At 50.9% G+C, this 21284-nt stretch carries 25 protein-coding genes; all 25 read left to right on the top strand.

What is annotated here, in order from left to right; translation table 11 throughout:
- The first annotated feature begins 13 nt into the window (after positions 1-13).
- The 25 genes from GKG34_RS07820 to GKG34_RS07705 all read left to right on the top strand — a co-directional run bounded on the left by GKG34_RS07820 (position 14) and on the right by GKG34_RS07705 (position 21254).
- A complete protein-coding gene (locus tag GKG34_RS07820) occupies positions 14-1948 on the top strand; it encodes a VirD4-like conjugal transfer protein, CD1115 family (RefSeq protein WP_082203560.1) in 1935 nt (644 codons plus the stop codon).
- A gap of 34 nt (positions 1949-1982) precedes the next feature.
- Positions 1983-3476 (top strand): S1 RNA-binding domain-containing protein, encoded by a 1494-nt coding sequence (locus GKG34_RS07815; RefSeq protein ID WP_154255938.1) that lies wholly within the window; start codon positions 1983-1985, stop codon positions 3474-3476.
- A 194-nt stretch (positions 3477-3670) separates the two neighbouring features.
- Entirely contained in the window at positions 3671-4867 is a 1197-nt protein-coding gene (locus GKG34_RS07810; protein WP_154255937.1) for an ATP-binding protein, read from the top strand.
- 1 nt (position 4868) lies between these two features.
- Positions 4869-5516, top strand: coding sequence for an RloB family protein (locus tag GKG34_RS07805; RefSeq protein WP_154255936.1), 648 nt, complete (start codon positions 4869-4871; stop codon positions 5514-5516).
- A 189-nt stretch (positions 5517-5705) separates the two neighbouring features.
- Positions 5706-6131: a DUF4320 family protein gene (locus tag GKG34_RS07800; RefSeq protein ID WP_050624199.1), complete on the top strand. Its 426-nt coding sequence runs from the start codon at positions 5706-5708 to the stop codon at positions 6129-6131.
- An 8-nt stretch (positions 6132-6139) separates the two neighbouring features.
- Positions 6140-6640 carry a hypothetical protein gene (locus tag GKG34_RS07795; RefSeq protein WP_154255935.1) on the top strand — a complete coding sequence of 167 codons (501 nt, stop codon included), beginning with the start codon at positions 6140-6142 and terminating at the stop codon, positions 6638-6640.
- Between the two features lie 74 nt (positions 6641-6714).
- Complete coding sequence (locus tag GKG34_RS07790; RefSeq protein ID WP_154255934.1) at positions 6715-7284, top strand: DUF6550 family protein; 570 nt, start codon at positions 6715-6717, stop codon at positions 7282-7284.
- 80 nt (positions 7285-7364) lie between these two features.
- Positions 7365-9062, top strand: coding sequence for a hypothetical protein (locus tag GKG34_RS07785; RefSeq protein ID WP_154255961.1), 1698 nt, complete (start codon positions 7365-7367; stop codon positions 9060-9062).
- Positions 9034-9546 (top strand): prepilin peptidase, encoded by a 513-nt coding sequence (locus GKG34_RS07780; protein WP_154255933.1) that lies wholly within the window; start codon positions 9034-9036, stop codon positions 9544-9546. Before GKG34_RS07785 ends, GKG34_RS07780 begins: the two co-directional genes overlap by 29 nt.
- A 12-nt stretch (positions 9547-9558) precedes the next feature.
- A complete protein-coding gene (locus tag GKG34_RS07775; protein WP_154255932.1) occupies positions 9559-10398 on the top strand; it encodes an RcpC/CpaB family pilus assembly protein in 840 nt (279 codons plus the stop codon).
- 27 nt (positions 10399-10425) lie between these two features.
- Positions 10426-11220, top strand: coding sequence for a hypothetical protein (locus tag GKG34_RS07770; protein WP_154255931.1), 795 nt, complete (start codon positions 10426-10428; stop codon positions 11218-11220).
- Positions 11213-12589, top strand: coding sequence for a CpaF/VirB11 family protein (locus tag GKG34_RS07765; protein ID WP_154255930.1), 1377 nt, complete (start codon positions 11213-11215; stop codon positions 12587-12589). Before GKG34_RS07770 ends, GKG34_RS07765 begins: the two co-directional genes overlap by 8 nt.
- On the top strand, positions 12590-13522 hold the full coding sequence (locus GKG34_RS07760; protein ID WP_006873411.1) for a hypothetical protein: 933 nt from the start codon (positions 12590-12592) through the stop codon (positions 13520-13522). It begins immediately after the preceding gene.
- Positions 13519-14397, top strand: a complete 879-nt coding sequence (locus GKG34_RS07755; RefSeq protein WP_050624192.1) for a hypothetical protein — start codon at positions 13519-13521, stop codon at positions 14395-14397. The genes GKG34_RS07760 and GKG34_RS07755 overlap by 4 nt, the downstream gene beginning before the upstream one ends.
- A 185-nt stretch (positions 14398-14582) precedes the next feature.
- Complete coding sequence (locus GKG34_RS15670) at positions 14583-14729, top strand: hypothetical protein (RefSeq protein ID WP_006873413.1); 147 nt, start codon at positions 14583-14585, stop codon at positions 14727-14729.
- Between the two features lie 65 nt (positions 14730-14794).
- A complete protein-coding gene (locus tag GKG34_RS07750; RefSeq protein WP_003499639.1) occupies positions 14795-15016 on the top strand; it encodes a DUF6133 family protein in 222 nt (73 codons plus the stop codon).
- Between the two features lie 84 nt (positions 15017-15100).
- A complete protein-coding gene (locus GKG34_RS07745) occupies positions 15101-15448 on the top strand; it encodes a hypothetical protein (protein WP_080908595.1) in 348 nt (115 codons plus the stop codon).
- A gap of 41 nt (positions 15449-15489) precedes the next feature.
- Positions 15490-15912, top strand: a complete 423-nt coding sequence (locus GKG34_RS07740; protein WP_003499641.1) for a zinc-finger-containing protein — start codon at positions 15490-15492, stop codon at positions 15910-15912.
- Between the two features lie 16 nt (positions 15913-15928).
- Entirely contained in the window at positions 15929-16510 is a 582-nt protein-coding gene (locus tag GKG34_RS07735; protein ID WP_050624190.1) for a sigma-70 family RNA polymerase sigma factor, read from the top strand.
- Between the two features lie 60 nt (positions 16511-16570).
- Positions 16571-17266: a hypothetical protein gene (locus tag GKG34_RS07730; protein ID WP_154255929.1), complete on the top strand. Its 696-nt coding sequence runs from the start codon at positions 16571-16573 to the stop codon at positions 17264-17266.
- Positions 17267-17268: 2 nt separating this feature from the next.
- Complete coding sequence (locus tag GKG34_RS07725; RefSeq protein WP_347563440.1) at positions 17269-17754, top strand: hypothetical protein; 486 nt, start codon at positions 17269-17271, stop codon at positions 17752-17754.
- 145 nt (positions 17755-17899) lie between these two features.
- Positions 17900-18508, top strand: coding sequence for a hypothetical protein (locus GKG34_RS07720; RefSeq protein WP_117497648.1), 609 nt, complete (start codon positions 17900-17902; stop codon positions 18506-18508).
- Between the two features lie 293 nt (positions 18509-18801).
- A complete protein-coding gene (locus GKG34_RS07715; RefSeq protein ID WP_050624186.1) occupies positions 18802-19203 on the top strand; it encodes a single-stranded DNA-binding protein in 402 nt (133 codons plus the stop codon).
- 116 nt (positions 19204-19319) lie between these two features.
- Positions 19320-20135: a hypothetical protein gene (locus GKG34_RS07710; RefSeq protein ID WP_050624185.1), complete on the top strand. Its 816-nt coding sequence runs from the start codon at positions 19320-19322 to the stop codon at positions 20133-20135.
- A 45-nt stretch (positions 20136-20180) separates the two neighbouring features.
- Positions 20181-21254 (top strand): DUF932 domain-containing protein, encoded by a 1074-nt coding sequence (locus GKG34_RS07705; RefSeq protein ID WP_154255927.1) that lies wholly within the window; start codon positions 20181-20183, stop codon positions 21252-21254.
- The last annotated feature ends 30 nt before the right edge of the window (positions 21255-21284 follow it).

The following is a 21284-nucleotide window of genomic DNA, read 5'->3' as shown; positions in this document are numbered from 1 at the left end:
GAAAAAACTGATCGTGAGCCTGATTGCAGCGCCCTTTGCCATTCTTGCGATCCTATACGCAGGCGGCTTTCTGGCGCAGCTTTTGGGCAACTATGCAACCTGGAAACAGGGCGGCGGCATTCCCGGCGATGGTACTTCACCGCTGGCCGCTTCGCCCGACTTCCTTCTCTGCCTTTCCTCTGTGCTCCGACCGCCTTATGGCGTGTATGGCATCTTGATCTGCATTGGCTTGTTAGCAGTGCTGCTCATCATGGTCATGCGCATGGGATATGGTGATGCCGGCGAGTATGATGAAGACCGTAATTTCTCCTACTCCGCCAAAGGCACTTATGGCACCTCCGGCTGGATGTCCCGCAAAGAGATGTCCGGCGTACTGGATCTGGTGCCTGATCTGCGAAAACACAAGGGTGTTGTACTGGGTATGCTGGATGGCAAAGCAGTCTGCATACCGGAAGATACCAGAATCAACGGCAATCTGGCCGTCTACGGTGCCAGTGGTTCCATGAAAACCCGTTCGTTTTGTATGAACCGTATCCTTCAGGCCACTGTCCGAGGCGAAAATAGCGCCGGAGAATCGCTGATCATCTGCGATCCCAAATCGGAATTGTACGAGAAGTCAAGCGAATTTCTCCGCAGCCGGGGCTATTGTGTCAAGGTATTCAACCTCGTTTCGCCTGAAAACTCAGATTCCTGGTGCTGCCTTGCCGAAGTTGAGGGACAGGAACTAATGGCCCAGCTTTTTGTAGATGTCATCATCAAGAACACCACGAACAACGGCAAGAGCGACCATTTCTGGGATGCCTGCGAGATGAATCTGCTCAAGGCCTTGGTACTGTATGTGGATCAAGGCTATGCGGAAGAAAACCGCAACATTGGCGAAGTCTACCGGCTGCTGACTCTCAATGGAGAATCCCAACTTGACACATTGTTCGAGGCGCTTCCTTCCACGCACCCTGCCAAAGCACCCTACAGCCTGTTCAAGCAGGCCAGCGACACAGTGCGAAGCGGCGTGATTATCGGTCTGGGCAGCCGCCTGCAGGTATTCCAGTCTGAGCTGATTAAAAAAATTACCGCTAAGAATGAGATCGATCTGGAACTTCCGGGTCAGCAGCCCTGTGCCTACTTCCTCGTTACCAGCGACCAGGACAGCACCTTTGATTTTCTGGCCTCGCTGTTTCTATCTTTCTGCTTCATCAAATTGGTGCGATATGCAGACCACAACTGCGAGGGCGGCAAACTGCCTGTGCCTGTCCATATCCTTGGGGAAGAACTGACAGCGTGCGGCACAATCCCAGACCTCTCCCGCCGGCTCAGCGTAATACGATCCCGGAATATCTCCATGTCCTGTGTGTTCCAAAATCTCGCAGGATTGCAGAACAGATACCCGCAGAATTTGTGGCAGGAAATCATTGGAAACTGTGACGCGCAGTTGTTTTTAGGCTGTACAGACCAGCTTACTGCCGAATTTATTTCTGCCAGGACAGGGCTTGCCTCTGTAGCAGTATCCAGTAAATCCAAACAGCTGGGCACCTGGCGTATCTCCAACTATACACCAGAGTTTCGTGAGACCTCCGGTGTTGGAAAACGCCCTGTACTTACTCCTGATGAAGTCCTGCGGCTCCCGCTGGATCAGGCGCTCATCATCATCCGTGGCAAGAAGGTTCTGCAGGTAGACAAAATGGATTACTCCAAACACCCGGAAGCCAAGTACCTGCGTTCCTGCAAAGCATCTGCCCATGTGCCGGAATGGCGCCGCTTGGAAGAAGAAGCCGCCAAAACACCGCAACCCACGCCGAAACCGGCTCCTGCAGCAAAGAAACCGGCAAAGCGCAAAGCCACCAAGCCGGCATCCCCCACGGATAAATCACCCAAAGAGACTCCGACCCCTAAATCTGCCGGTACGCCGGAAGGCATTATCACCACAGACAAGGATTCCATCCTGTCTTAAACAAAACTATCAAATTCATAGGAGGTTTTAATCTATGGCAACCAAGAAAAAAGAACTTCTGGAACAGGACACTCCTGTTACCGAAACCGTTATGTCGGAAGATGAAACTCTGCCGGCCGATACCGCTCAACCTGAATCCCTTCCTGCTGACGCTGGCGATGGTCTGGATTTGAACGAACTGCTGGGGCAAATGGATCAGCCCCTGGAGGACACCTCTGCCGAAGATATGGCTGAAGATCCCCTTCCTGAACTCACCGAGGAGGAAATGTTCGGGGATACGCCTGCTGAAACAGACGATCAAAGCGCTGCTCCCACTGATATGCCGGAAGACTCTGATGTGCAGCCGCCTGATGTTTACGAAGATAATGCCGACGCTGTGCAGGAACCCCCTGCACCTCCCAAGCCCAAGCGTACCAGCCGAAAGAAGAAAGAAGCTGCTGCTCCTGAAGAAATTGTCACAGAGGAAGTCCCTGCCGAGGCTGCCGATCCGGTAGCTACAGCCGATACTATCCCTGATGCGGAGGAAGCCGCTGTGGAGCCTGATGCTTCTGCCTTGGAGGAAGCTGCCGCTCCTGCACCCACTTCTCCTCCCCGGCGTCAGCCCCGCCCCCAGCGCGGCGAGGCCTCCGTTCTTACCATCCGCAGCCGGGATGATGTCGAGACTGCCGAAGACCGTGATGATGTAATCTGGCATGAAATCCATAATGCCTACCGCACCCGCAAGATCATCACCGGCAAGCTGGGCGGCATTGAACAGCTGGACAACCGCAAGACGGTGGCAGTTGTGGATTACAAGGGGTTCCGTGTCATTATCCCTATCAAGGAAATGATGATCAATCTGGGCCGCAGCCCTTCCGGTCAGGAATACGCCGACCTTATGCTGCGCCAAAATAAGATTCTTGGCAACATGCTCGGCGCTGACATTGACTTCATCGTGCGTGGTATCGACTCCAAAACCCGCAGCGTAGTTGCCAGCCGCAAGGAGGCCATGCTACGCAAACGCCAGATTTTCTATCTGGATACGGATGCTGCCGGTATGTACCGTGTCTATGAGGGCCGCATCGTCCAGGCGCGTGTGATTGCTGTGGCCGAAAAGGTTGTGCGCGTGGAAGTCTTCGGCGTTGAAACCTCCATCCTTGCCCGTGACCTTGCCTGGGACTGGATCGGTGACGCCCATGAGCGTTTTTCCGTAGGCGATGAGGTGCTGGTCCGGATTCTCAGCGTGCAGCGCAACAGTCTGGAGGACCTGGGCATCAAGGCTGACATCAAGAGTATTTCCGAGAACACCGACAGGGACAACCTGCAGAAGTGCCGTATCCAGGGCAAGTATGCCGGCCGTGTCACAGATGTCCACAAGGGCGTTGTCTATGTACGCCTCTCCAACGGCGTCAATGCGGTAGCCCACTCCTGCTATGACTACCGGATGCCCGGCAAAAAGGACGATGTATCTTTTGCCGTCACCCGTCTGGATATGGAGCGGGGTGTGGCTGTAGGTATTATCACCCGGATCATCCGTCAGAACCTGTAAGCAAAGTGCCTGGGAAGCAGCGGCGAACTGTTTCCCAGGCTTGCTTTTTATCATTACCGAAACTCCCACCGCATATCCTCTCCACACGACTATCCTCTTAAACCCTCTATATAGATTTTTATTTTTCGTTTGCGTTGATTTTTCACAAAAATGCGGATATAATATATTATAACAAGGATTTAGGAGGTTGTTTTATGCTGATTCAATTTAGTGTAGAGAACTTTCTCTCTATCAAAGATAATGTCGTGTTATCCCTGCTTGCCAGTAAGGATAACGAACATCCAGAGCACCTGATTGTGGACGGAAGCAAAAAGCATTTGAAGTCTGCCGTGATTTACGGCGCCAATGCTTCCGGAAAGTCCAATGTATTGAATGCGTTTTGGTTCATGGTAAATTATGTGCTGACTTCGCATAACCAGCAGCTCCACAAAACCATTGAGCGTTCGCCGTTCAAGTTTGACCGGGAAACACCCTCTCGCCCCAGCAGCTTTGAGGTCATCTTCACCACAAATGGCATCCGATATGCGTATGGCTTTTCTGTAACAGACAAGGCTGTTATTGAAGAATATCTGTATTACTATCCCAATGGCAGGCAGGCACTCATTTTTGAGCGAAAAGACACAAAAGATTTTCGCTTTACCGTTGATGTCGATGAACAAAACACTCTCAAGGATCGCACTTCGGCCAACAAGCTCTATCTGTCTGTCGCATCAAACTGGAGCTATTCCAAAGTGATTCCGGTTCTGGAATGGTTTGCTTCCTGCCAGATCATCACGAAAAATTCTGTTGCAGACGCCTACGGCCTTGAAGCAGAACAACTCAAAGATGATGACTACCGGCATGTGATCGCCTCTATGCTGCGTGTTGCAGATTTTGGCATACAGTCCCTTCAGATGCGTGATGCAGAACCCGCTCCTTCTCAGCGCAATGATATCTTTACCAATATTGAGGCCATTCACACGGTACAGGATACAGAGGGAAATACTTCTTCCTACGCGCTGAACATGGCAGAGGAATCTGATGGCACCAACAGTTATTTCAAACTGATCGGTGTTGTAAAAAAGGTGCTGGATGAAGGAACCCTTCTTGTCGCTGACGAGATGGACGCTCATCTGCATCCTCTTCTGACAAAGCATCTGGTCTCACTTTTTAACAGCGTGGAGTTCAATCCAAATGGAGCCCAGTTGATTTTCACATCACACAACACCAATCTTCTTGACCTGGATGTACTGAGGAGAGATCAGATTTGGTTTACCGAAAAAGACGAGCAAACAGCGGCTACCGATCTGTTCTCCCTTTACGATTTTTCCATCCGCAAGGATGCCAAGGTGGAGAAGGGCTATCTGATTGGTCGTTATGGTGCGATCCCCTTTATCAAGGGAGGGCTGTAAAATGGCACGTGGAAAAATTGAAAAGCGTGGACAGCGACGCAGAAAAATAAAGCCTGTCATTCTGATTGTAACGGAGGGTTCTCAAACTGAGCCTAAGTATTTTGAACACTACCGCAACCGTCAGACAAACATTGATATTCGTGTGGTCGGCAGCCGCACCAGCGGAGGTGAAACAGATTATCTCAGCCTGATCCGGAAAGCCGTGGAATATCAGAACAAAAATCAGATTTCCGTATCAGAGGGAGACTCTGTATGGGTAGTTGCAGATGGAGATGTGAACTACAACAACCCTGACCCCATCACTGCAAAGGACAGTCTGCTCTCCAAGGCAAGGAAAATGGCAGATGCGAAGGGGATTCAGATTGCACTCTCCAATCCCTGCTTTGAATTTTGGTATCTGTTGCATTTCCAGTACACCACCAAATTTTTCAAAGACTACCCCGCAGTGAAAAACGCATTGACCACTTATCTCCCTGATTACGAGAAAGCTGGCGATGTATATAACCAGTTAGCAGAGCATACAGCCATTGCGATTCAGAACGCCAAACGTGTAGAGCAATACCATCTTCAAAATGACAGCAGCAAACCGTTTGGAATTGCTGTCAATCCATTTACCGACATCCATCAGCTGGTGGAATCACTGCTGTAATGTTTCAAAGAAACATGGTTGGCACAAAATTGTCTCTACATTGGCACACTCCTGCCCTTTCGCCGTAAATCCATATCTGTTATACTTGGTACAGTCAAAACTTTGCATAGCAGCCGCTCCGGTTTGGAGCGGCTGTTTTCAATTTCAGTAAAGGTGGTGGTTTCTATTCTCTTTCAAAAAGCCCGGAAAATGCTGAACAACGAGCGGGGCGAGGCCAACTATTTCAGTACGGTGGTCTTTATCTTCATCGCTGTCCTGCTGCTGGCCTTCATTATTGACCTGTTCAGCATTATTTCCACAAAGCAGGAACTTGACCATGCCGCCGATCAGATGGTCAAACAGATCCAGCTTTCCGGCGGCGTCAACGGCGAGACTGATGAACTGTTTGAATTTTTGAGTTCTCAGATCGAAGGAGCCGAAAATATCTCCTACTCCATTGACGCTACTTACACATCATCCAGGCCATCCGGTATGACAAATGCCATCCAGTTGGGCACCCCCTTCTTCATTACTATCGAGGGAGATGCCAAACTGGGCGGGTTCTGGAATTTTGACCTGGTAAACATCACAGTGGTTGCCCGTGGCAGCGGCGTCAGTGAGCACTACTGGAAGTGAGGTGACCTATGAAACGCATATTCCTGCGGTTGAAACAGCCGCTGCGAAACGAACGGGGCGAGATCACCTTTTTCGCCTGCTTTTTTGTGGTAGGCATCGTGATGCTGATTTCCTTCCTGCTCCTGTATGCTTCCATCCGGATCACCTGCATCAACATCCGCAACGGCGCTAAAATGGAGTTAAATAATCTTAGCGGCACGATTTATGCAGACACCTACCGCTCCCAGCGTGAGACCAACTTTGAAGAGTACCTAAATACCCTTTACTCCAGCAGTGACTATACCGACATGCTGGAGGCTACAGTGGCAGGTGGCCTGGACTCCAAGATTCCGCTTTCAACGGAGGATTACAAGGTTTCCGACATCAGCCTGGATTTCAATGTTGAGGATGGACGGGTTGAGTACATCTTTTACTGTGACGTGGAGTTCTATGTGCGGATGTTCGGCCACAGTTATCCGGCTATCACCCAACGGGTGGAGCTGACAGGCTACCACAACACAAAATTCTAACAATACTGTTGAAAGCCCGGCACATTCTACCGTATAGGCTTTATATAACAGCAAAAAAGGAGTGTATGCAAAATATGAAGAAATTTTTCCAATCCAAAGGCTTTATTGTTTCCTCGCTGGCTCTCCTCTGCGTCACTATTCTGGGTGTCTGCTGGTTCGTGAGCCGCGACCGTACCAGAGATTTTAGGCCGGATGAATCCCCACCCAGCAGCGTCACCGGCGATTGGTCAGATGGTGGCACACACGCAGATGGTGATAATGGAGCAGATGCTTATACTCCCGGCCAGTCCACAGATGCCAAAGAAGAATATCCCAAAGTAACCTCCCAAACGGAGGATGAGGTTGTGATCGACTTTACCGATACTGAAAAGCCTGAAGAAACGCCTCCTCCGGTGCCGGAAGGTAAGACCGAAATCAAAGATCCTGGTCAGGAGCATACCGTCAATCCCGCCCCGTCAGTTCCGGAGGTTACTGCCCCGCCCGCCGAGCAAACACCGCCCAGCAATGAACCGGCTCCCGGCTCCAGCAACGGAAATGGAGCTGTATACGATCCGGTGTTTGGCTGGGTTGTTCCCGGAGATGTACAGCAGTCCAACGGTGACAGCGATGGGGATCTGAACAAACAGGTCGGCAATATGGGCTGATTTACTACAATTGAATATGGCACTACTTGGCCGTCACAGGATTGTGGCGGCCTTCCTATTTTCAAAAGGATTGGAGCGTGATGTATTTGAAACGACTTCTCGCCTTCCTATGCTGCTTTACCCTTGTTTTCTGTCTATTCCCCTCCTCTGCCTTTGCAACGGGCGGAAATGGAAACATAGATGGCGGAGGTGGCGGCATGGGTCAGGGCACAAGCAGCAACTTCTGGACTCCGGGTAATGATGGCGTCCGCATTACGGTTGTTGACGCATCCAGCGGAACTGCCGTATCTTCTCCTCTGGACTTTTCAAACCGGACGCAGAAGACCAGTCTTCTCCATTTTGGGAAGGTCAACAAACTGCAATACCTGAGCGGCACCGGTCTCTCCCTCCAGTCCGGCGTTGCCTATTCCTGCATTAAGCCCGCGCAGTCTATGCCCACAATCGTCAGCAGCAAGGGGCAGAGCAACATTGAAGCCATCAAACGGTATTTCTGTTCTGAATATGCGTGCATGATGGTCGCTCAGGCAGCCGGAGTCGATTATGAGCGGATGATTGCCGGCGAGTACAAGCTGCTGATCGAACCCATTGCCTATTTCACACACAACGGCCAGTATTACTGTATGACAGCTACTGAAGCCGGCCTGTATGATCAGATGTCCGGCGGCAATCTGCGGAAAACCATGACCTCGCTTACCCATAAAAACCTGCCGCTGTCCATGTTCCTGGAATTCAGTGACCTTGGCATCTCCGCCTGGACAGGCAGCACCACTGGAAAGCAGAACAATTCCGACATCATCAGCACCCTCGGCGTTGGTATCGTCTGGTTTGATGAAGCTCCGCCGGAAGGAGAAATTGAGGCTCCTGATGTAGAATACCGGGTGGACACGGATGTAATCACCGCCGTCACACTGCGGACGGACCAGGATCTGACGCCGGATAATCCAGCATCGGTTACCTTCCATATCCTCGGCACCACCTACCGAGTCAATGATATAGTAATCCCAGCCGGTGACAGTCAGGTAGTCTGGGTCAAATGGCATACCCCATCCACCCCGCAGACCGTGACCATTACAGTATCTGTCAGCGGCGCCTATACCGCTCAGGATACCTTTGTTGCAAAGATTGTAGATTTGAATGAGCACATTCCGCCTGACCCTGTGGCAACCGACACCAATCCCGGCTACTCTGTGCCGCCCCTGCCCAATGAAACGCAGAAGCTCACTGCCAACTGGGGCGTCTGGAGCTGCTACTGGGTGCCTGTATGGGTATGGTGCGACCACGGTGAAGATGGCGGGCACTGGGTTGATGAAGGATATTGGGAATACGAATATACGGGCTACTCCGCTTCCATCAGCGGCGAGATGTCCCTAATGCCAGACGATATTGTACCCACAGCATCCGGCAAGACGATGAAAAGCGGGTACGGCGTTAAAACCGAAGTACGGGCAACGCTGTCCACAGATGCCCCGACCAGCCACATTACTTATCCCCAAACTGCTTTTTCCGTATTTCCTGAGTTCCAGTATCAGACCTATCTGCGGCTTCTGCAGCGTTCCGGCGGCCAAAGTGCAAAATTCATCTTCAAGCCCAACGAGTTTTCCACCTATGACCGGACAGTGCATTTCACACCACTGTGGTTCCCAGATGCCACCGACTACATCATCTATACACAGGTGTGGGATACCTGGACTCCTGACGGCATGCTATCCATCAACCTAAATGACTATGTTTCGATCCAAGGGAGCCTTTATGATGACTGGTATACCAATCGAGAATAACCTCTGGACAACTTACCTGCTTACCATATTTTTTGTGGTGGCCGGCTTTGCTGTCTACGATGTGCTTTACAGACGGGTGCCTGACCAGGCACTCGTCTTTTTTATCCCCTTAGCTGCCCTGGCGCCGGTCCTGCAGGGGTGTTTCCTGTTAAATCATGGGCTCCCGCCGCTCTTTCTCTGGCCGGTCGCTACCCATGCCCTAGTAGGCGCCCTGCTCGGCTTTTGTATTCCATTGGCAGCTGCACTGGCAACAAACGGCACCGGTCTGGGCGGCGGGGATATCAAGTTCTGCGGGATATTAGGGCTGGTCTATGGCCCTTCCGGCATGGCGCTGGTCTTTCTGACTGCCGCTGTTACCGCAATTCCTGTGATCTTTCTTCTCAGGCGGCTTTATCGAACTGGGCAGCCCCTTGCTATCCCGTTCCTGCCATTTCTCGCCTGTGGCTGCTGTACAGCGACCCTGGCCCAACTATTTTTAAGATAGGAGACAACGCTTATGAAACTGAATAACCGATTCATCTTCGGTATCCTCTCTCTGCTGTTGGCGGCAGTTATCGCCTTTGTGGCACTTCCAACCATCGCCCGTCAGACCAATGGAAAAGAGGAAATTGTCCGTATCACCCAGCCGGTATTGAAAGGCGAGCAAATCTCGTCAGAAAATGCCGAGGTGGTTGAAGTAGGCGGCTATAACCTCCCCTCCAACATCGCCCATCAGCTCTCCGATGTAAATGGTCTTTACGCTACCGCCGACTTGGCTGTGGGTGACTATATCCTTACCAGCAAGATCAGCTCTGTACCGGTTTCGTCCGATGTGGCACTCAACAGCATCCCTTCCGGTAAGGTTGCTATCTCGCTGACCGTTAAAACACTTGCTTCCGGCCTCTCTGACAAGCTCCAGCCCGGTGACATCATCCGTATTTACCATTTTCTTGATACAGCGGCCGAAGTACCGGAACTGCGTTTTGTCAAAGTATTGTCCGTCACCGACTCAGACGGCATCAATGTGGATAATGCCAAGGAGCCCACGGAGGATGAAGAAAAGCAGCAGTCGGCCACCATCACTGTGCTGGCAAGCCCTGAACAGGCGAAGATCATTACCGGTCTTGAAAATGACGGCGTAGCTCATGTGGCTCTTATCTCCCGCAACAATGACAAACTGGCAGATGAGCTGCTTGCCGAGCAGGATAAGACTCTGCAGGAAATCTACTTCCCCGAAACTTTGATTGAGGAAGAAGCTGCAGATGCGGAAAATTCTGACGCTGAAAGTGAACCCCAGAAAACGGAAACTGCAGAGTCTGCACAATCCACTAATGAAACTGCACCCTCGGCAGAATAATCAAATCAAGGAAGGAGGATCTTCGTTATGGGTAAAGTTATCACCGTCTGGGGAAGCCCCGGCAGCGGCAAATCCATGTTCTGCTGTATTCTGGCAAAAGCCCTGACCCGGGACAAACGGAAAGCCATCATTATCAATGCCGATATGAATGTCCCTATGCTGCCGGTCTGGCTGCCGGAGCAGATCATCCAGACCAATACCTCTATCGGTCAGGTTTTGAGCAGTGTGGAGATTGATACATCTCTGGTCGCCAGTCATGTGACAGTGCTGAAAAACTATCCCTTCATCGGGATGATGGGATATGCGGCAGGAGAAAACCCGCTGAGCTACCCGGAGGTCAAATATGCCATGGTACTGCAGCTCATTCATGCTGCTGCCAAGCTGGTAGATTTCGTCATCCTGGATTGCAGCACCAGCATGACCAATGTGTTCACTCCCGCTGCCATTGAAGCCGGCGATGTGGTCATCCGCATCCTCACCCCGGACCTAAAGGGCATCAACTACCTGAAAGCTCATCAGCCTCTGCTTGTGGATGAGCGCTTCCGGTTTTCTGAGCATATGACATTCGCCGGTCTGGCCCGTCCCTTCCACGCCTTGGATGAAATGGGCTATATCATCGGCGGGTTTGACGGCCTGCTTCCATACAGTAAGGAGATCGACCGCTGTGCTACCGAAGGCGGTATGTTCAAGGCTATCACCTACTGCAACCCCAAATACACTGCTTCACTGAACAAGGTACTGGAAATCCTGGAGCAAATGGAACTGGCCGAGCAGTCAGAAGATGATGCAGCATATGAATGTGAGGAGGATGCCGATGAGTAATTTGAATGATATATTCTTCACACCGGCCGCCAATCAGGAGCTGACCTATGACCAGGTACTGGAGGATGTGCAGCGGTATTTTGCCGAAAACCATGCTTCCACCATTGCCGAAGCCGGGGAAGGCAATGCAGAGCGTGCCACAAGCCTGCTCAAAGAACTGATGGAACACTACATTGTCAAGCGAAAGTATGCCCTTGACGGGCTCTCTACAAAAGAACTGTGTTCCAAACTCTATGAGGATATGGCCGGCTACTCCTTTTTGAAGAAATGGATCTATAAGCCCGGTGTTGAGGAGGTCAACATCAACGCCTACAACGACATTGAAGTAATCGAATCCAGTGGGCGCAGCATCAAGATCCCTGATAAATTCAGTTCGCCCCAGCACGCCATCGATGTGATCCGCAGGATGCTCAACGCCTGCGGCATGGTCATTGATGACACCATGCCCAGCATTGTGGGATTTCTGGACAAGAACATCCGCATTTCGGTGGACAAAACTCCCATTGTGGATGCAGATGTAGGCGTCAATGCCTCCATCCGTATTGTCAACCAGCAGACCGTCAGTGAAGAAAAACTGCTGAACTCCGGCAGTGCCACCGCTGAAATGCTTCACTTTCTGACTGCATGTATCCGCTATGGGGTGTCCGTCTGTATTGCAGGCTCTACCGGCTCCGGCAAGACCACGATCATGGCCTGGCTGCTGTCCAATGTACCCAATAACCGGCGCCTGATCACCATTGAAGAAGGCAGCCGCGAATTTGATCTGGTCAAGCGGGATGCGCAGGGCAATATCCTTAATTCCGTAGTACATCTGCTGACCCGCCCCAGCGAGAACCCTGCGTTGAACATCAATCAGGATTTTCTTCTGGAGCGGGTGCTGCGTAAGCATCCGGATGTCATCGGTGTAGGTGAAATGCGGTCAGCGGCAGAAAGCCTGTCCGCAGCCGAAAGTTCCCGTACTGGCCATACTGTATGTACCACCATCCACTCCAACTCCTGCAACAGTACTTACCGCAGGATGATGACCCTTGCCAAACGCAAGTATAACATGGATGACTCCATCCTCATGCAAATCATGGTAGAGGCCTATCCCATCATCGTCTTTACCAAGCAGTTGGAGGACCGTTCCCGTAAGATCATGGAAATCATCGAGGGCGAGGACTACCAGGACGGGCGGTTGATCGCCCATTCCCTATACAAATATGAAGTGGAGGACAATGTAACTGATGACCGTGGTGAAACCCGTGTGGTGGGGCACCATAAAAAAATCGGCTTGATCTCCGATTCCTTAAAAAAAAGGCTGTTGGACAATGGCATTTCCAACAAGGAATTGGACGAATTCATGGGGCCGCCAAAGGAGGTGGGTTAATTGCAATGGATCTATCTTATCTGTTTTATCCTGCTCAGTGCTGGGCTTTTGGCTCTGTTTGGTGTGAAGCCGGGTGATTTTATTGACGCCCTCTTCCGCTCCCAGCGAAAATCCGCCACCTTGTCGGATGAACTGAATGTTCTTCTGGGTACGCCAGCCAAGGGCTTTTTTAATCAGGATTACGAACTGAAACAGATTTTGAAGGGCACCGGACGGGCGGATCGCTATGAGGCAATAAAACGGCTGTCCCTGATCCTGTTCGCTGTGGGGGCTGTACTTGCCCTTTTGATTGGGAATGTGTACATGGTGCCCATTCTGGGTATCGGTTTTTCTCTTATACCGATCTGGTATCTGCGCAGCACTGCCGCCAGCTATAAAAAGCACCTGAACGAAGAACTGGAAACCGCTATTTCCATCATCACGACTTCTTACCTACGCACCGAGGATCTGATCCGTTCTGTCAAGGAAAACCTGCCCTATATCAATGAGCCGGTAAAAGCCAACTTTGAAGCCTTCGTTTATGAAGCGGAATTGATCAACGCCAATATTACCAGCGCTATCAACAGCCTGAAGATGAAGATTCCCAACCGGGTCTTCCATGAATGGTGCGGCACCCTCATCCAGTGTCAGTCCGACCGCAGTATGAAGAATACCCTTCCTACCATCAACCAGAAATTCTCCGATGTGCGTGTGGTGCAGTCGGAACTGGAGGCAATGATGCAAGGGCCGCGACGTGAAGCCATCACTATGATATTTCTGGTTATCGCCAATGTGCCGCTGCTCTATTTCTTGAATGAGGATTGGTTCCACACCCTTATCTTCACCACACCGGGCAAAATTGCACTGGCGATCTGCGCAGCCATCATCCTGTTTGCGCTGACCCAGATCATGAAACTGAGCAAGCCCATCGAATATGGAGGTGACAGCGTATGACCTTTCTGGCGCTCATCGCCATCATCTTCTTCGGTTTTGCCGTTTACAACCTGACCTGCGCCTTTGTGGACATCCCGACCAAGAAGACCTCACAAATGATGATGCTCTCCCGCAAACAGCAGGGCACCAAAAACGAAAAGCTGCTTGATGTCTATGTGACAAAAATCGCCGGTTGGATCGCCCCTTATTTACGGCTGGACCGGCTCAAGCGCAATAAGGTACAACGTGCTCTGGACATTGCAGGTCTGCAGCTTACCCCAGAGGTCTATACGGCCAGAGCCTGGGTAACTGCAGGGGCAGTCGGCCTGTGTGCCATCCCCATGGCATTTCTTATTCCGCTGCTGGTACCTATTTTGATTGGCCTTGCGGTGGCACTGTGGTTTTCAACCTACTATGCCGCCTTTGATTTTGTTAAAAAGCGCCGCAAACTGATTGAGGGCGAGATTCCCCGGTTTGCTTTGACTGTTGGCCAGAGCCTTGAAAATGACAGGGATGTACTTAAAATTCTGACTTCCTACCGCCGTGTGGCTGGGAAAGACTTCGGCGCTGAACTGGATCAGACCATTGCTGATATGAAGACCGGCAATTATGAAAATGCCCTCATTCGATTTGAAACCCGCATTGGCAGCCCCATGCTGTCCGATGTGATCCGTGGTCTGATTGGTGTCCTGCGCGGCGATGACCAGCGGATGTACTTCAAAATGATTACCTTCGATATGCGTCAGATCGAGCAGAACAATCTGAAAAAGGAAGCTGCCAAACGTCCCAAAAAGATCCAGCGTTACTCTATGATGATGCTGATTTGCATTATGATCATCTACCTGGTGGTGCTCTGTACCGAGGTTATGAGTTCGCTCGGGGCGTTCTTTGGCTAATTGGTATCTGCCATGGTACTTCCGGGCGTTTTCATACCTGCTCCTCATATGGAAGACAGATACATAGGGAGGTGAGCATTTGTACCCAAGCGATTTTCCATAGCGGCAGGCACATCATTTCTTTTCATCTGAACTGAGCCGAGCTGCTTCATCAGCCCGGCTCCATTTTTTACAGGAGAATGCCTATGCCCAAAAAGAAATTTTATCCGCCGAATGATACCGGCACCAAAAAGCGCCGCTTCCGCTGCTTGCTGTTCCAGCGACCTAAAGCATATCCGAACCGGCCCCGTTCCAACAAAAACAACCTGATCAAGCCTATCCGCCGCGCTTAACAGGCGGTGGACTTGATATACCCATCCACTCAACCATCAATCAAACATATAACAGGAGGTTACCCATGAGAAAATTCACGACCCGTATCTATACCAAAGCCAACTATCTGCTCAACCGCGGCCGTATGGCATTGTCCAATCAGCGCGGCGATTTTTACATTTCGGACGCCGTCAAGATCATTATCGCCGTAGTTTTGGGTGCGCTGCTCCTGGCGGCTCTGACCCTCATCTTCAACGATACGGTCATCCCCCGCATCACTGAGGAGATTGAAAGTCTGTTCTCCTAAGCACCAAATCAGGGGCCAGTTTGCAGAACTTCTGCAGCTGGCCCCCTTTTTTATTTGCAGATAACGAATAACGGAGGTGAAAGCATGAATCAAAAACCGTGTCAGTTCTATTCCTTTCTGCAAGCAGTCCGGGGTAACTGGCGCAACGCCCTGTTCATCCGCTGCAGCGGTTCACTTTGTCCAATGATCCGGCAGGCATCCTGTGAGGGGTTCCTGATGGCAGCAGACGCAAGCTGTCAGCCGATCTTTCTGTCCGTCCAGACAGTGCGGAAGCTGAGTGGAGAAGCAGTGGACCCCGAAGAATGCTCTGCAATTCTGGAGTGCCGCTCGTTCCGGACTGCTTATACCAAGTTTCTGGAATGGCATACCTCTTCGGACCATGTATGTCCGTTTTTACAGCTATGCCCAGACCGGGATACCTACTTCGGATGATTCTGCCTGTTAAGACGCAATGCCGCCGTCATCGGCGCGTAATGGAGGTGATTTTATTGAAACAAAAGCAAATCAAATGTCCTTATTGTCATGCTCACGCTTCTCTTCGGCCTGCAAGCCTTGTGTATGGATCTACTCCACAGACCAGAGGAAAATTTCTGTATGTCTGCGACAGATGGCCGGCCTGCAATGCCTATGTCAGTGCTCATGAGCGCACATTGCTCCCCATGGGGACACTGGCGAATGGCGATCTGCGCCACAAACGCATTCTGGCCCATCGTGCCCTAAAAAAACTGCAGCAGGACTGCCATATGGAAAAATGGGAGGTCTATATCTGGCTGCAAGCCAAACTGGGGCTGGATGCACACCAGACCCACATCGGCCAGTTTTCCGAATATATGTGCGAGCAAGTCATTTCCCTCTGTCAGCAGGCTCCGGCGTACACATCCGGGCGTGCTGCCTGAACGGAGGTGAAGCCTGATGAAGCAAAACTTTAAGCTTACCAAAGACCAGCAGACACTGGTAGAAAAAAACCTATCCATCGTTCACTGGGTCATTGTCAACAACATCCATGTAAATCCCGGCATCTGTGGTCTGGAGTATGGAGATCTGTTTCAGGAAGGATGCCTGTGGCTCTGCAAGGCCGCTTTTACCTACAATGCCGGACAGGCGCAGTTTTCAACCTACGCCAAAAAGGTTGTGAAAAATGGACTCCTCTCCTACTGCCGAAAAATCTGTAGTCAGGGGCGGCACATCAGTCGACTGATCATCGGAGAACAGGGCGAGCTGGCCGCAGATGGAGAGCAGGTAGACCAGCCGGATGACCATTTTGACTCCCACCTTTCTCGTCTGGAGACCCTTGATCTGCTGGAAGCCAGCAAACAGAACTATCAGGGCGTTGCCAGACTTGGCATCGAAGCACTGGCGCTGAAGGTTCAGGGAATGCGCATTACAGACATCGCCGCCCTCTATCAAGTCCCTCCTTCCCATGTGGGCGCCTGGATCTCCCGCTCCCTGGAAAAACTTCGCAATGACCCTGACTTTTTAACCTGCCTGCTTTGATCTGTTGAAAATCAGCATCAGCAACAGTAAGGGATATGTATAAGAAGGAGGTATCGAAATATGGCAATCAAAACCCTATACACTGCGGTCGGCCGGTTTGAACGAAGGACAAACGGCTGCAACCGCAGTTGTCCAATCATCCTGTTAGGCGGTCAGGAGTACATGGCCGATATGCAGGAAATGGTGATTTGGAGCATGCTCAACTGGAGAATCCTGCGCTGGGATGACATCGCACAAGAATACGAAAAGCTAGCCACCGCATCCGGTTACTGTACCGAGCGTTCTTGGGAAGACTGTACAAACCGACTGCTTACCCGCGGTCTTCTGGTATCCGGCAGTGGTGAAACAGAATACGATGCTTTGTATGACCTGCTTGGTTCGCTCAGCATTATCCCAACCAGCGGACCGTTCTTCCTCCGGCTCGCCTCTTTTGTCAAGCTGACGCTGCTGGCACATGTTCCGGTATCCGCTACGCGGAAACTGTTCCAGAAAGATAAACGCACCAAATACGAAGCTCTGGTCATGCGCCTTGCCGGACAAGCCCTGCTCTCCACTGCAGAGATCATCAAGTGCATAGATAAAAATATTTCCCGCCTCCCCAATGAATGTGCGCTTTTGGATTCCCTCTACGGAGATGAAACAACCACCAGTGACAACATTGCCAGCATGGTCAAAGTCAGCCAGAGCAGCAAACCGGTGACATTAGCCGTTGCCAATCTGTATCTGCGGCAGCAGATTATCTTTGAGAGGGTCTGAGCATGATGGAACAATGGATTCTTTTTCCCACCGTATTGCAACGAAAGTTTCTGCTTACCCTGCTGGCCGGAATCGCCAGTGCGGGAATCAGCGCCATCATCTGCGTGGCGACAAAAGATCATATCCTGCTGTCATTGGGGATTATCGTACTCTGCGCCTGTCTTATATCCTGTCGAGGGATCTGGGCGACTGCCACACATAAGAACTACGAGGTGGTGGAAGGCATCTGCGCCGGTATCAGTACACCTATGCTCCGCCGCTACCGCAAAGTACATCTGATAGACAGCCATGGCATAGAGATCACACTGCTTCTCAGTAAATCGGCCCTGCTTAAAATAGGCGAGCCCTACCGATTTTACTTTCAGAAAGGGTCACGGCCTGTCGTTGGAAATGACTATCTGGACGCAGCACTTTCAACGAACAGCTTTTTGGGCTATGAAGCAATCAGCGAGCCGGAGGAGCATCCCGATCCGTCCTCTGAATCCTAAAAATGCGAGGTGGTTTTGAGCCACCTCGCTTTCTTAAAGGGCATTTTGCAAATCACAATGACAAACGCCTGATTTCCTTATATTTTGCAGAATACATTCCTTCTGTCCCTATTTATTGGGTAGATCAAGGAAAGGAGGGTTTCCTATGTATAAGCCCCACACCATCGAACAATATAAAGTCTATCGCTTTCTGGAAGAAAACTTTGCGCTAGAGCATTTCCTGCTCGCTCCTTTGTCACGCTTCGGACTGATGCTGGAGGACAAAACCGGTGAAAAAATCGCGTTTGCCTTTCTCAATGACTGTGTGCAGGAAATACCTGTACCGGCTCCAGCTGCTCCGAAAACAGTAATCGCTTTTTTAAAACAATTCCGCAGCCTTACGCCCCGCCCAGTCATCCATGACTTTGAAGCGCTGACCCGCTGGTGGCTGGACAATCCCAACCCGCTTACCTACCAGCAGGCGCTTGGTATGTCCGATATTCTTTACCGCGATTTTCTGTCTCATCCTCTGATCAATGAAGATGACGCCCTTCGGCTGGCACGCAAAGGACTCGTTACTGAATCGGAATATAACGACCTGCAGCTATGGTATTTCAACGGCCATACGATGTCCTGCTGGTTTGGTTCCCTGGGAGTGGATGGCACCGGCAGCCTATATGGTCTGATCTTTGACTACCAAACTGCATCTCCAACAAAAACGCAGTTCTACCTATTGGACGACTACTACCGTATTATGAACCATCTTACAGAGTAAGACCTTTTCAACTACTACATATCGTACTTGTCGCTGGCTATAAATCTATATATAGCGTTTTACATCTTGACAGGCACAAGATACAGTGCTATACTGAACTTGTAATTGATTTTTGTGCGTATCCCATTTGGGAATACAGATCTTTTTGATCTGTACCGTAGGCCAAAAGCCTGCATTGCACACGCTGTTAAGTTTGTATGCAAGTGTCAGTGATTTTTTGCGCCCTTTAAGGGCCGAAAAACTGCTGGCACTTTTTTATATAGATAATAATGCCAATGGCAGAAAGGAGTGTTATGGCACAGATTTTTGTGTTCGGGCGCGTCATGAACGACCTTGTACCCAAAGAAAGCCAGTCCAAACAAAGCTATGTATGCTTTGATCTGATGGAACGCACCAAAAACTGGACGCAGTTCTATCAGGTATGGGCCTGGGATGCAGATGTCACCCGGCTCATGCAATTCAAGGTCAAAAAAGGCAGTATGATCTGGCTTGCCGGCTCACAGCGGCTGGTAGATGTTCGCATGAAGGACGGTAAATTGGAAAAGAAGCTGAAGGTCAGTCTAAATGACTTTGGTTTCCTCCCCAAACAGCCCGCCGCAGCGAACAGACAGGAGAATGACCCGGACATTACTGCGGAACCCGCACCACCTCTCACAGAGGTATTGGACGGCGACCGTGAATCCCTGCCGGAGTAGTTTACTTCGGCGCCCAAGAGGGACCGTATCAAGTTTTTCAGAATGAAACTGAAAGCTTGGTGCGGTCCCTCTTTTTTTGTTTTCCAACAAATTCAGAAAAAAGGATGGTATCAAACATGAATAATGACAAAGGATTTTTGAGCGGCAGCATCACGATCCTGATTGGTGCGGTCATCGCAATTATGGCTCTGGTACGTGGGCCCTGGCAGGTTTGGCTACTTCTGGGCGTTTTCACTCTCTGGGGACTGTGGGTAGTTTTGATCTTGCTTCTCCCCTATATGCAGCAGGCTAAACGGCATCGCCAGCGTCAGCAGCGCACCAGACGGCTCCATGCAGAAGGCATCCAAACAAGAAGTTTTGAGATCCCTGACCTGGGCAGCACCAGCTCCGATGAACTGCTGGTTCGCCACACCAACCATCGTATTCTGGCATATCTGCGCTCCGCTTATCCGCAAGCCACCTTCGAGTGGTGTGAAAAGCAGCCGGAGCAGCTGATCCGCAATGGCGGTACCGGCCGCATCCGTGTGTTTGGCATTGACGAGTTTGATCACGCTGATGTGACACTGGATCAGAACGCCAATATCAAATGCGATATGGTCAAGATCGTTCCGCTATCCAAGGTCGGCGGAGAAACAAACGAGGATGATGCAACACCTCCGAACAGGCAGCCTGTTGATCCCCGTATCTGGTATGAAACGCAGGGACGCTCTGTACTGGAAGCACTGATCTCCGACCTTAATTCCCGTGGACACAGCAAACTGACGCTTCGGGAAGACGGTGATATCTGCATTGAGCAGGGCGAAGATGCTGTTTCTCAGGAGCATCTGAACAACTTTCCCCAGAAGGTCTACTGGCCCCGTCTGGCAGAGGTACTGGAAAGCAATGGTCTGGCGGCTGAAGTCACTGCCCAGGGTATTCAGGTATCCTGGTAATGCTTCTGATGCCAAGGAACACAGAGAAAGGAGTGAACTTGACGAATGAAATCAGGACTTACCATCGTGGAAATGGCACAGCAGATTGAACGCCAATCCAAACTCAAGCAAGACTATTTGCTTGATACCAGGCGACTTCAAGTAGAACCTTTTGGTTCTCAACTTTATCTCCACACCTTTGATGACCACGATGACCCACTGGTGGAGCCATTGGAGATCAACCAGATTGCCCATCGGCAGATCGGCACACATCTGAAGATTCCGGCTGCTTACTATGACCGTATGCTTTCCGATTATCCGGAACTGCTGGCAGAGAATGTGAATTCCTGGTTCCAGCGGGAACCGACCCAGCGTATGGTCCGCACCCTGGATGGCACTGTACGGGCGTTTTTGAGCAACCGCTATCGCCGCATTGACAATCTGGACATTGCAGAAATCGTCCTTCCTGTCATTCAGCAAATGGAGGACGCCTATTTTGAAAGCTGCCAGATCACGGACAGCCGTATGTACATCAAGGTAGTCAACAAGCGGCTTGAAGCCGAAGTTGTACCCGGTGACATCGTACAGTCCGGCGTTATCATCAGCAATAGTGAAGTTGGACTGGGTTCCGTCAACATCCAGCCTTTGGTCTATCGGCTGGTATGCAGTAACGGCATGGTCGTCAACGATGCCCAGACTCGCCGCACTCACATCGGCCGGGTCAATGAGGCAGATGAAAACTTCCAACTGTTCTCACAGGAGACGTTGGCCGCTGATGACCACACATTTGCCATGAAGATCAAAGATACCGTGATGGCCGCCGTGGATGAAACGCGGTTTACACGGGTAGTTGGCATGATGCGTGAAGCCACAACCGTTCAGATGAATACCACTGATATTCCCGGCGTTGTCCGTCTGGCAAGCAAGGATTTCAATATCACCGAGGAAGAAAGCACCGGCGTTCTGCAGCGTCTGATTGAAGGCAAAGATCTGACCCTCTATGGGCTATCCAATGCCGTAACACGCTTTAGTCAGGATGTGGACAGCTATGACCGCGCCACTGCCCTGGAGGGGATCGGATACAATATCCTGTCCATGCCCCGACAGCAGTGGAACCGTATCAATCAGATGGCCGCCTGACCATCTGCAACCATCACAATTTTTAAGGAG

It is taken from the genome of Faecalibacterium sp. BIOML-A4, assembly GCF_009679665.1.
Lineage (GTDB): Bacteria > Bacillota > Clostridia > Oscillospirales > Ruminococcaceae > Faecalibacterium > Faecalibacterium taiwanense.
Note: the sequence above shows the minus strand (reverse complement) of the source record. Positions and strands in the feature narration are given on the sequence as shown.

Coding starts and splice junctions, on each gene's coding strand:
- GKG34_RS07815 (WP_154255938.1), top strand. CDS start 1,983: ATGGCAACCAAGAAAAAAGAACTTCTGGAACAGGACACTCCTGTTACC.
- GKG34_RS07810 (WP_154255937.1), top strand. CDS start 3,671: ATGCTGATTCAATTTAGTGTAGAGAACTTTCTCTCTATCAAAGATAAT.
- GKG34_RS07805 (WP_154255936.1), top strand. CDS start 4,869: ATGGCACGTGGAAAAATTGAAAAGCGTGGACAGCGACGCAGAAAAATA.
- GKG34_RS07800 (WP_050624199.1), top strand. CDS start 5,706: ATGCTGAACAACGAGCGGGGCGAGGCCAACTATTTCAGTACGGTGGTC.
- GKG34_RS07795 (WP_154255935.1), top strand. CDS start 6,140: ATGAAACGCATATTCCTGCGGTTGAAACAGCCGCTGCGAAACGAACGG.
- GKG34_RS07790 (WP_154255934.1), top strand. CDS start 6,715: ATGAAGAAATTTTTCCAATCCAAAGGCTTTATTGTTTCCTCGCTGGCT.
- GKG34_RS07785 (WP_154255961.1), top strand. CDS start 7,365: ATGTATTTGAAACGACTTCTCGCCTTCCTATGCTGCTTTACCCTTGTT.
- GKG34_RS07780 (WP_154255933.1), top strand. CDS start 9,034: ATGATGACTGGTATACCAATCGAGAATAACCTCTGGACAACTTACCTG.
- GKG34_RS07775 (WP_154255932.1), top strand. CDS start 9,559: ATGAAACTGAATAACCGATTCATCTTCGGTATCCTCTCTCTGCTGTTG.
- GKG34_RS07770 (WP_154255931.1), top strand. CDS start 10,426: ATGGGTAAAGTTATCACCGTCTGGGGAAGCCCCGGCAGCGGCAAATCC.
- GKG34_RS07765 (WP_154255930.1), top strand. CDS start 11,213: ATGAGTAATTTGAATGATATATTCTTCACACCGGCCGCCAATCAGGAG.
- GKG34_RS07755 (WP_050624192.1), top strand. CDS start 13,519: ATGACCTTTCTGGCGCTCATCGCCATCATCTTCTTCGGTTTTGCCGTT.
- GKG34_RS15670 (WP_006873413.1), top strand. CDS start 14,583: ATGCCCAAAAAGAAATTTTATCCGCCGAATGATACCGGCACCAAAAAG.
- GKG34_RS07750 (WP_003499639.1), top strand. CDS start 14,795: ATGAGAAAATTCACGACCCGTATCTATACCAAAGCCAACTATCTGCTC.
- GKG34_RS07745 (WP_080908595.1), top strand. CDS start 15,101: ATGAATCAAAAACCGTGTCAGTTCTATTCCTTTCTGCAAGCAGTCCGG.
- GKG34_RS07740 (WP_003499641.1), top strand. CDS start 15,490: ATGGAGGTGATTTTATTGAAACAAAAGCAAATCAAATGTCCTTATTGT.
- GKG34_RS07735 (WP_050624190.1), top strand. CDS start 15,929: ATGAAGCAAAACTTTAAGCTTACCAAAGACCAGCAGACACTGGTAGAA.
- GKG34_RS07730 (WP_154255929.1), top strand. CDS start 16,571: ATGGCAATCAAAACCCTATACACTGCGGTCGGCCGGTTTGAACGAAGG.
- GKG34_RS07725 (WP_347563440.1), top strand. CDS start 17,269: ATGATGGAACAATGGATTCTTTTTCCCACCGTATTGCAACGAAAGTTT.
- GKG34_RS07720 (WP_117497648.1), top strand. CDS start 17,900: ATGTATAAGCCCCACACCATCGAACAATATAAAGTCTATCGCTTTCTG.
- GKG34_RS07715 (WP_050624186.1), top strand. CDS start 18,802: ATGGCACAGATTTTTGTGTTCGGGCGCGTCATGAACGACCTTGTACCC.
- GKG34_RS07710 (WP_050624185.1), top strand. CDS start 19,320: ATGAATAATGACAAAGGATTTTTGAGCGGCAGCATCACGATCCTGATT.
- GKG34_RS07705 (WP_154255927.1), top strand. CDS start 20,181: ATGAAATCAGGACTTACCATCGTGGAAATGGCACAGCAGATTGAACGC.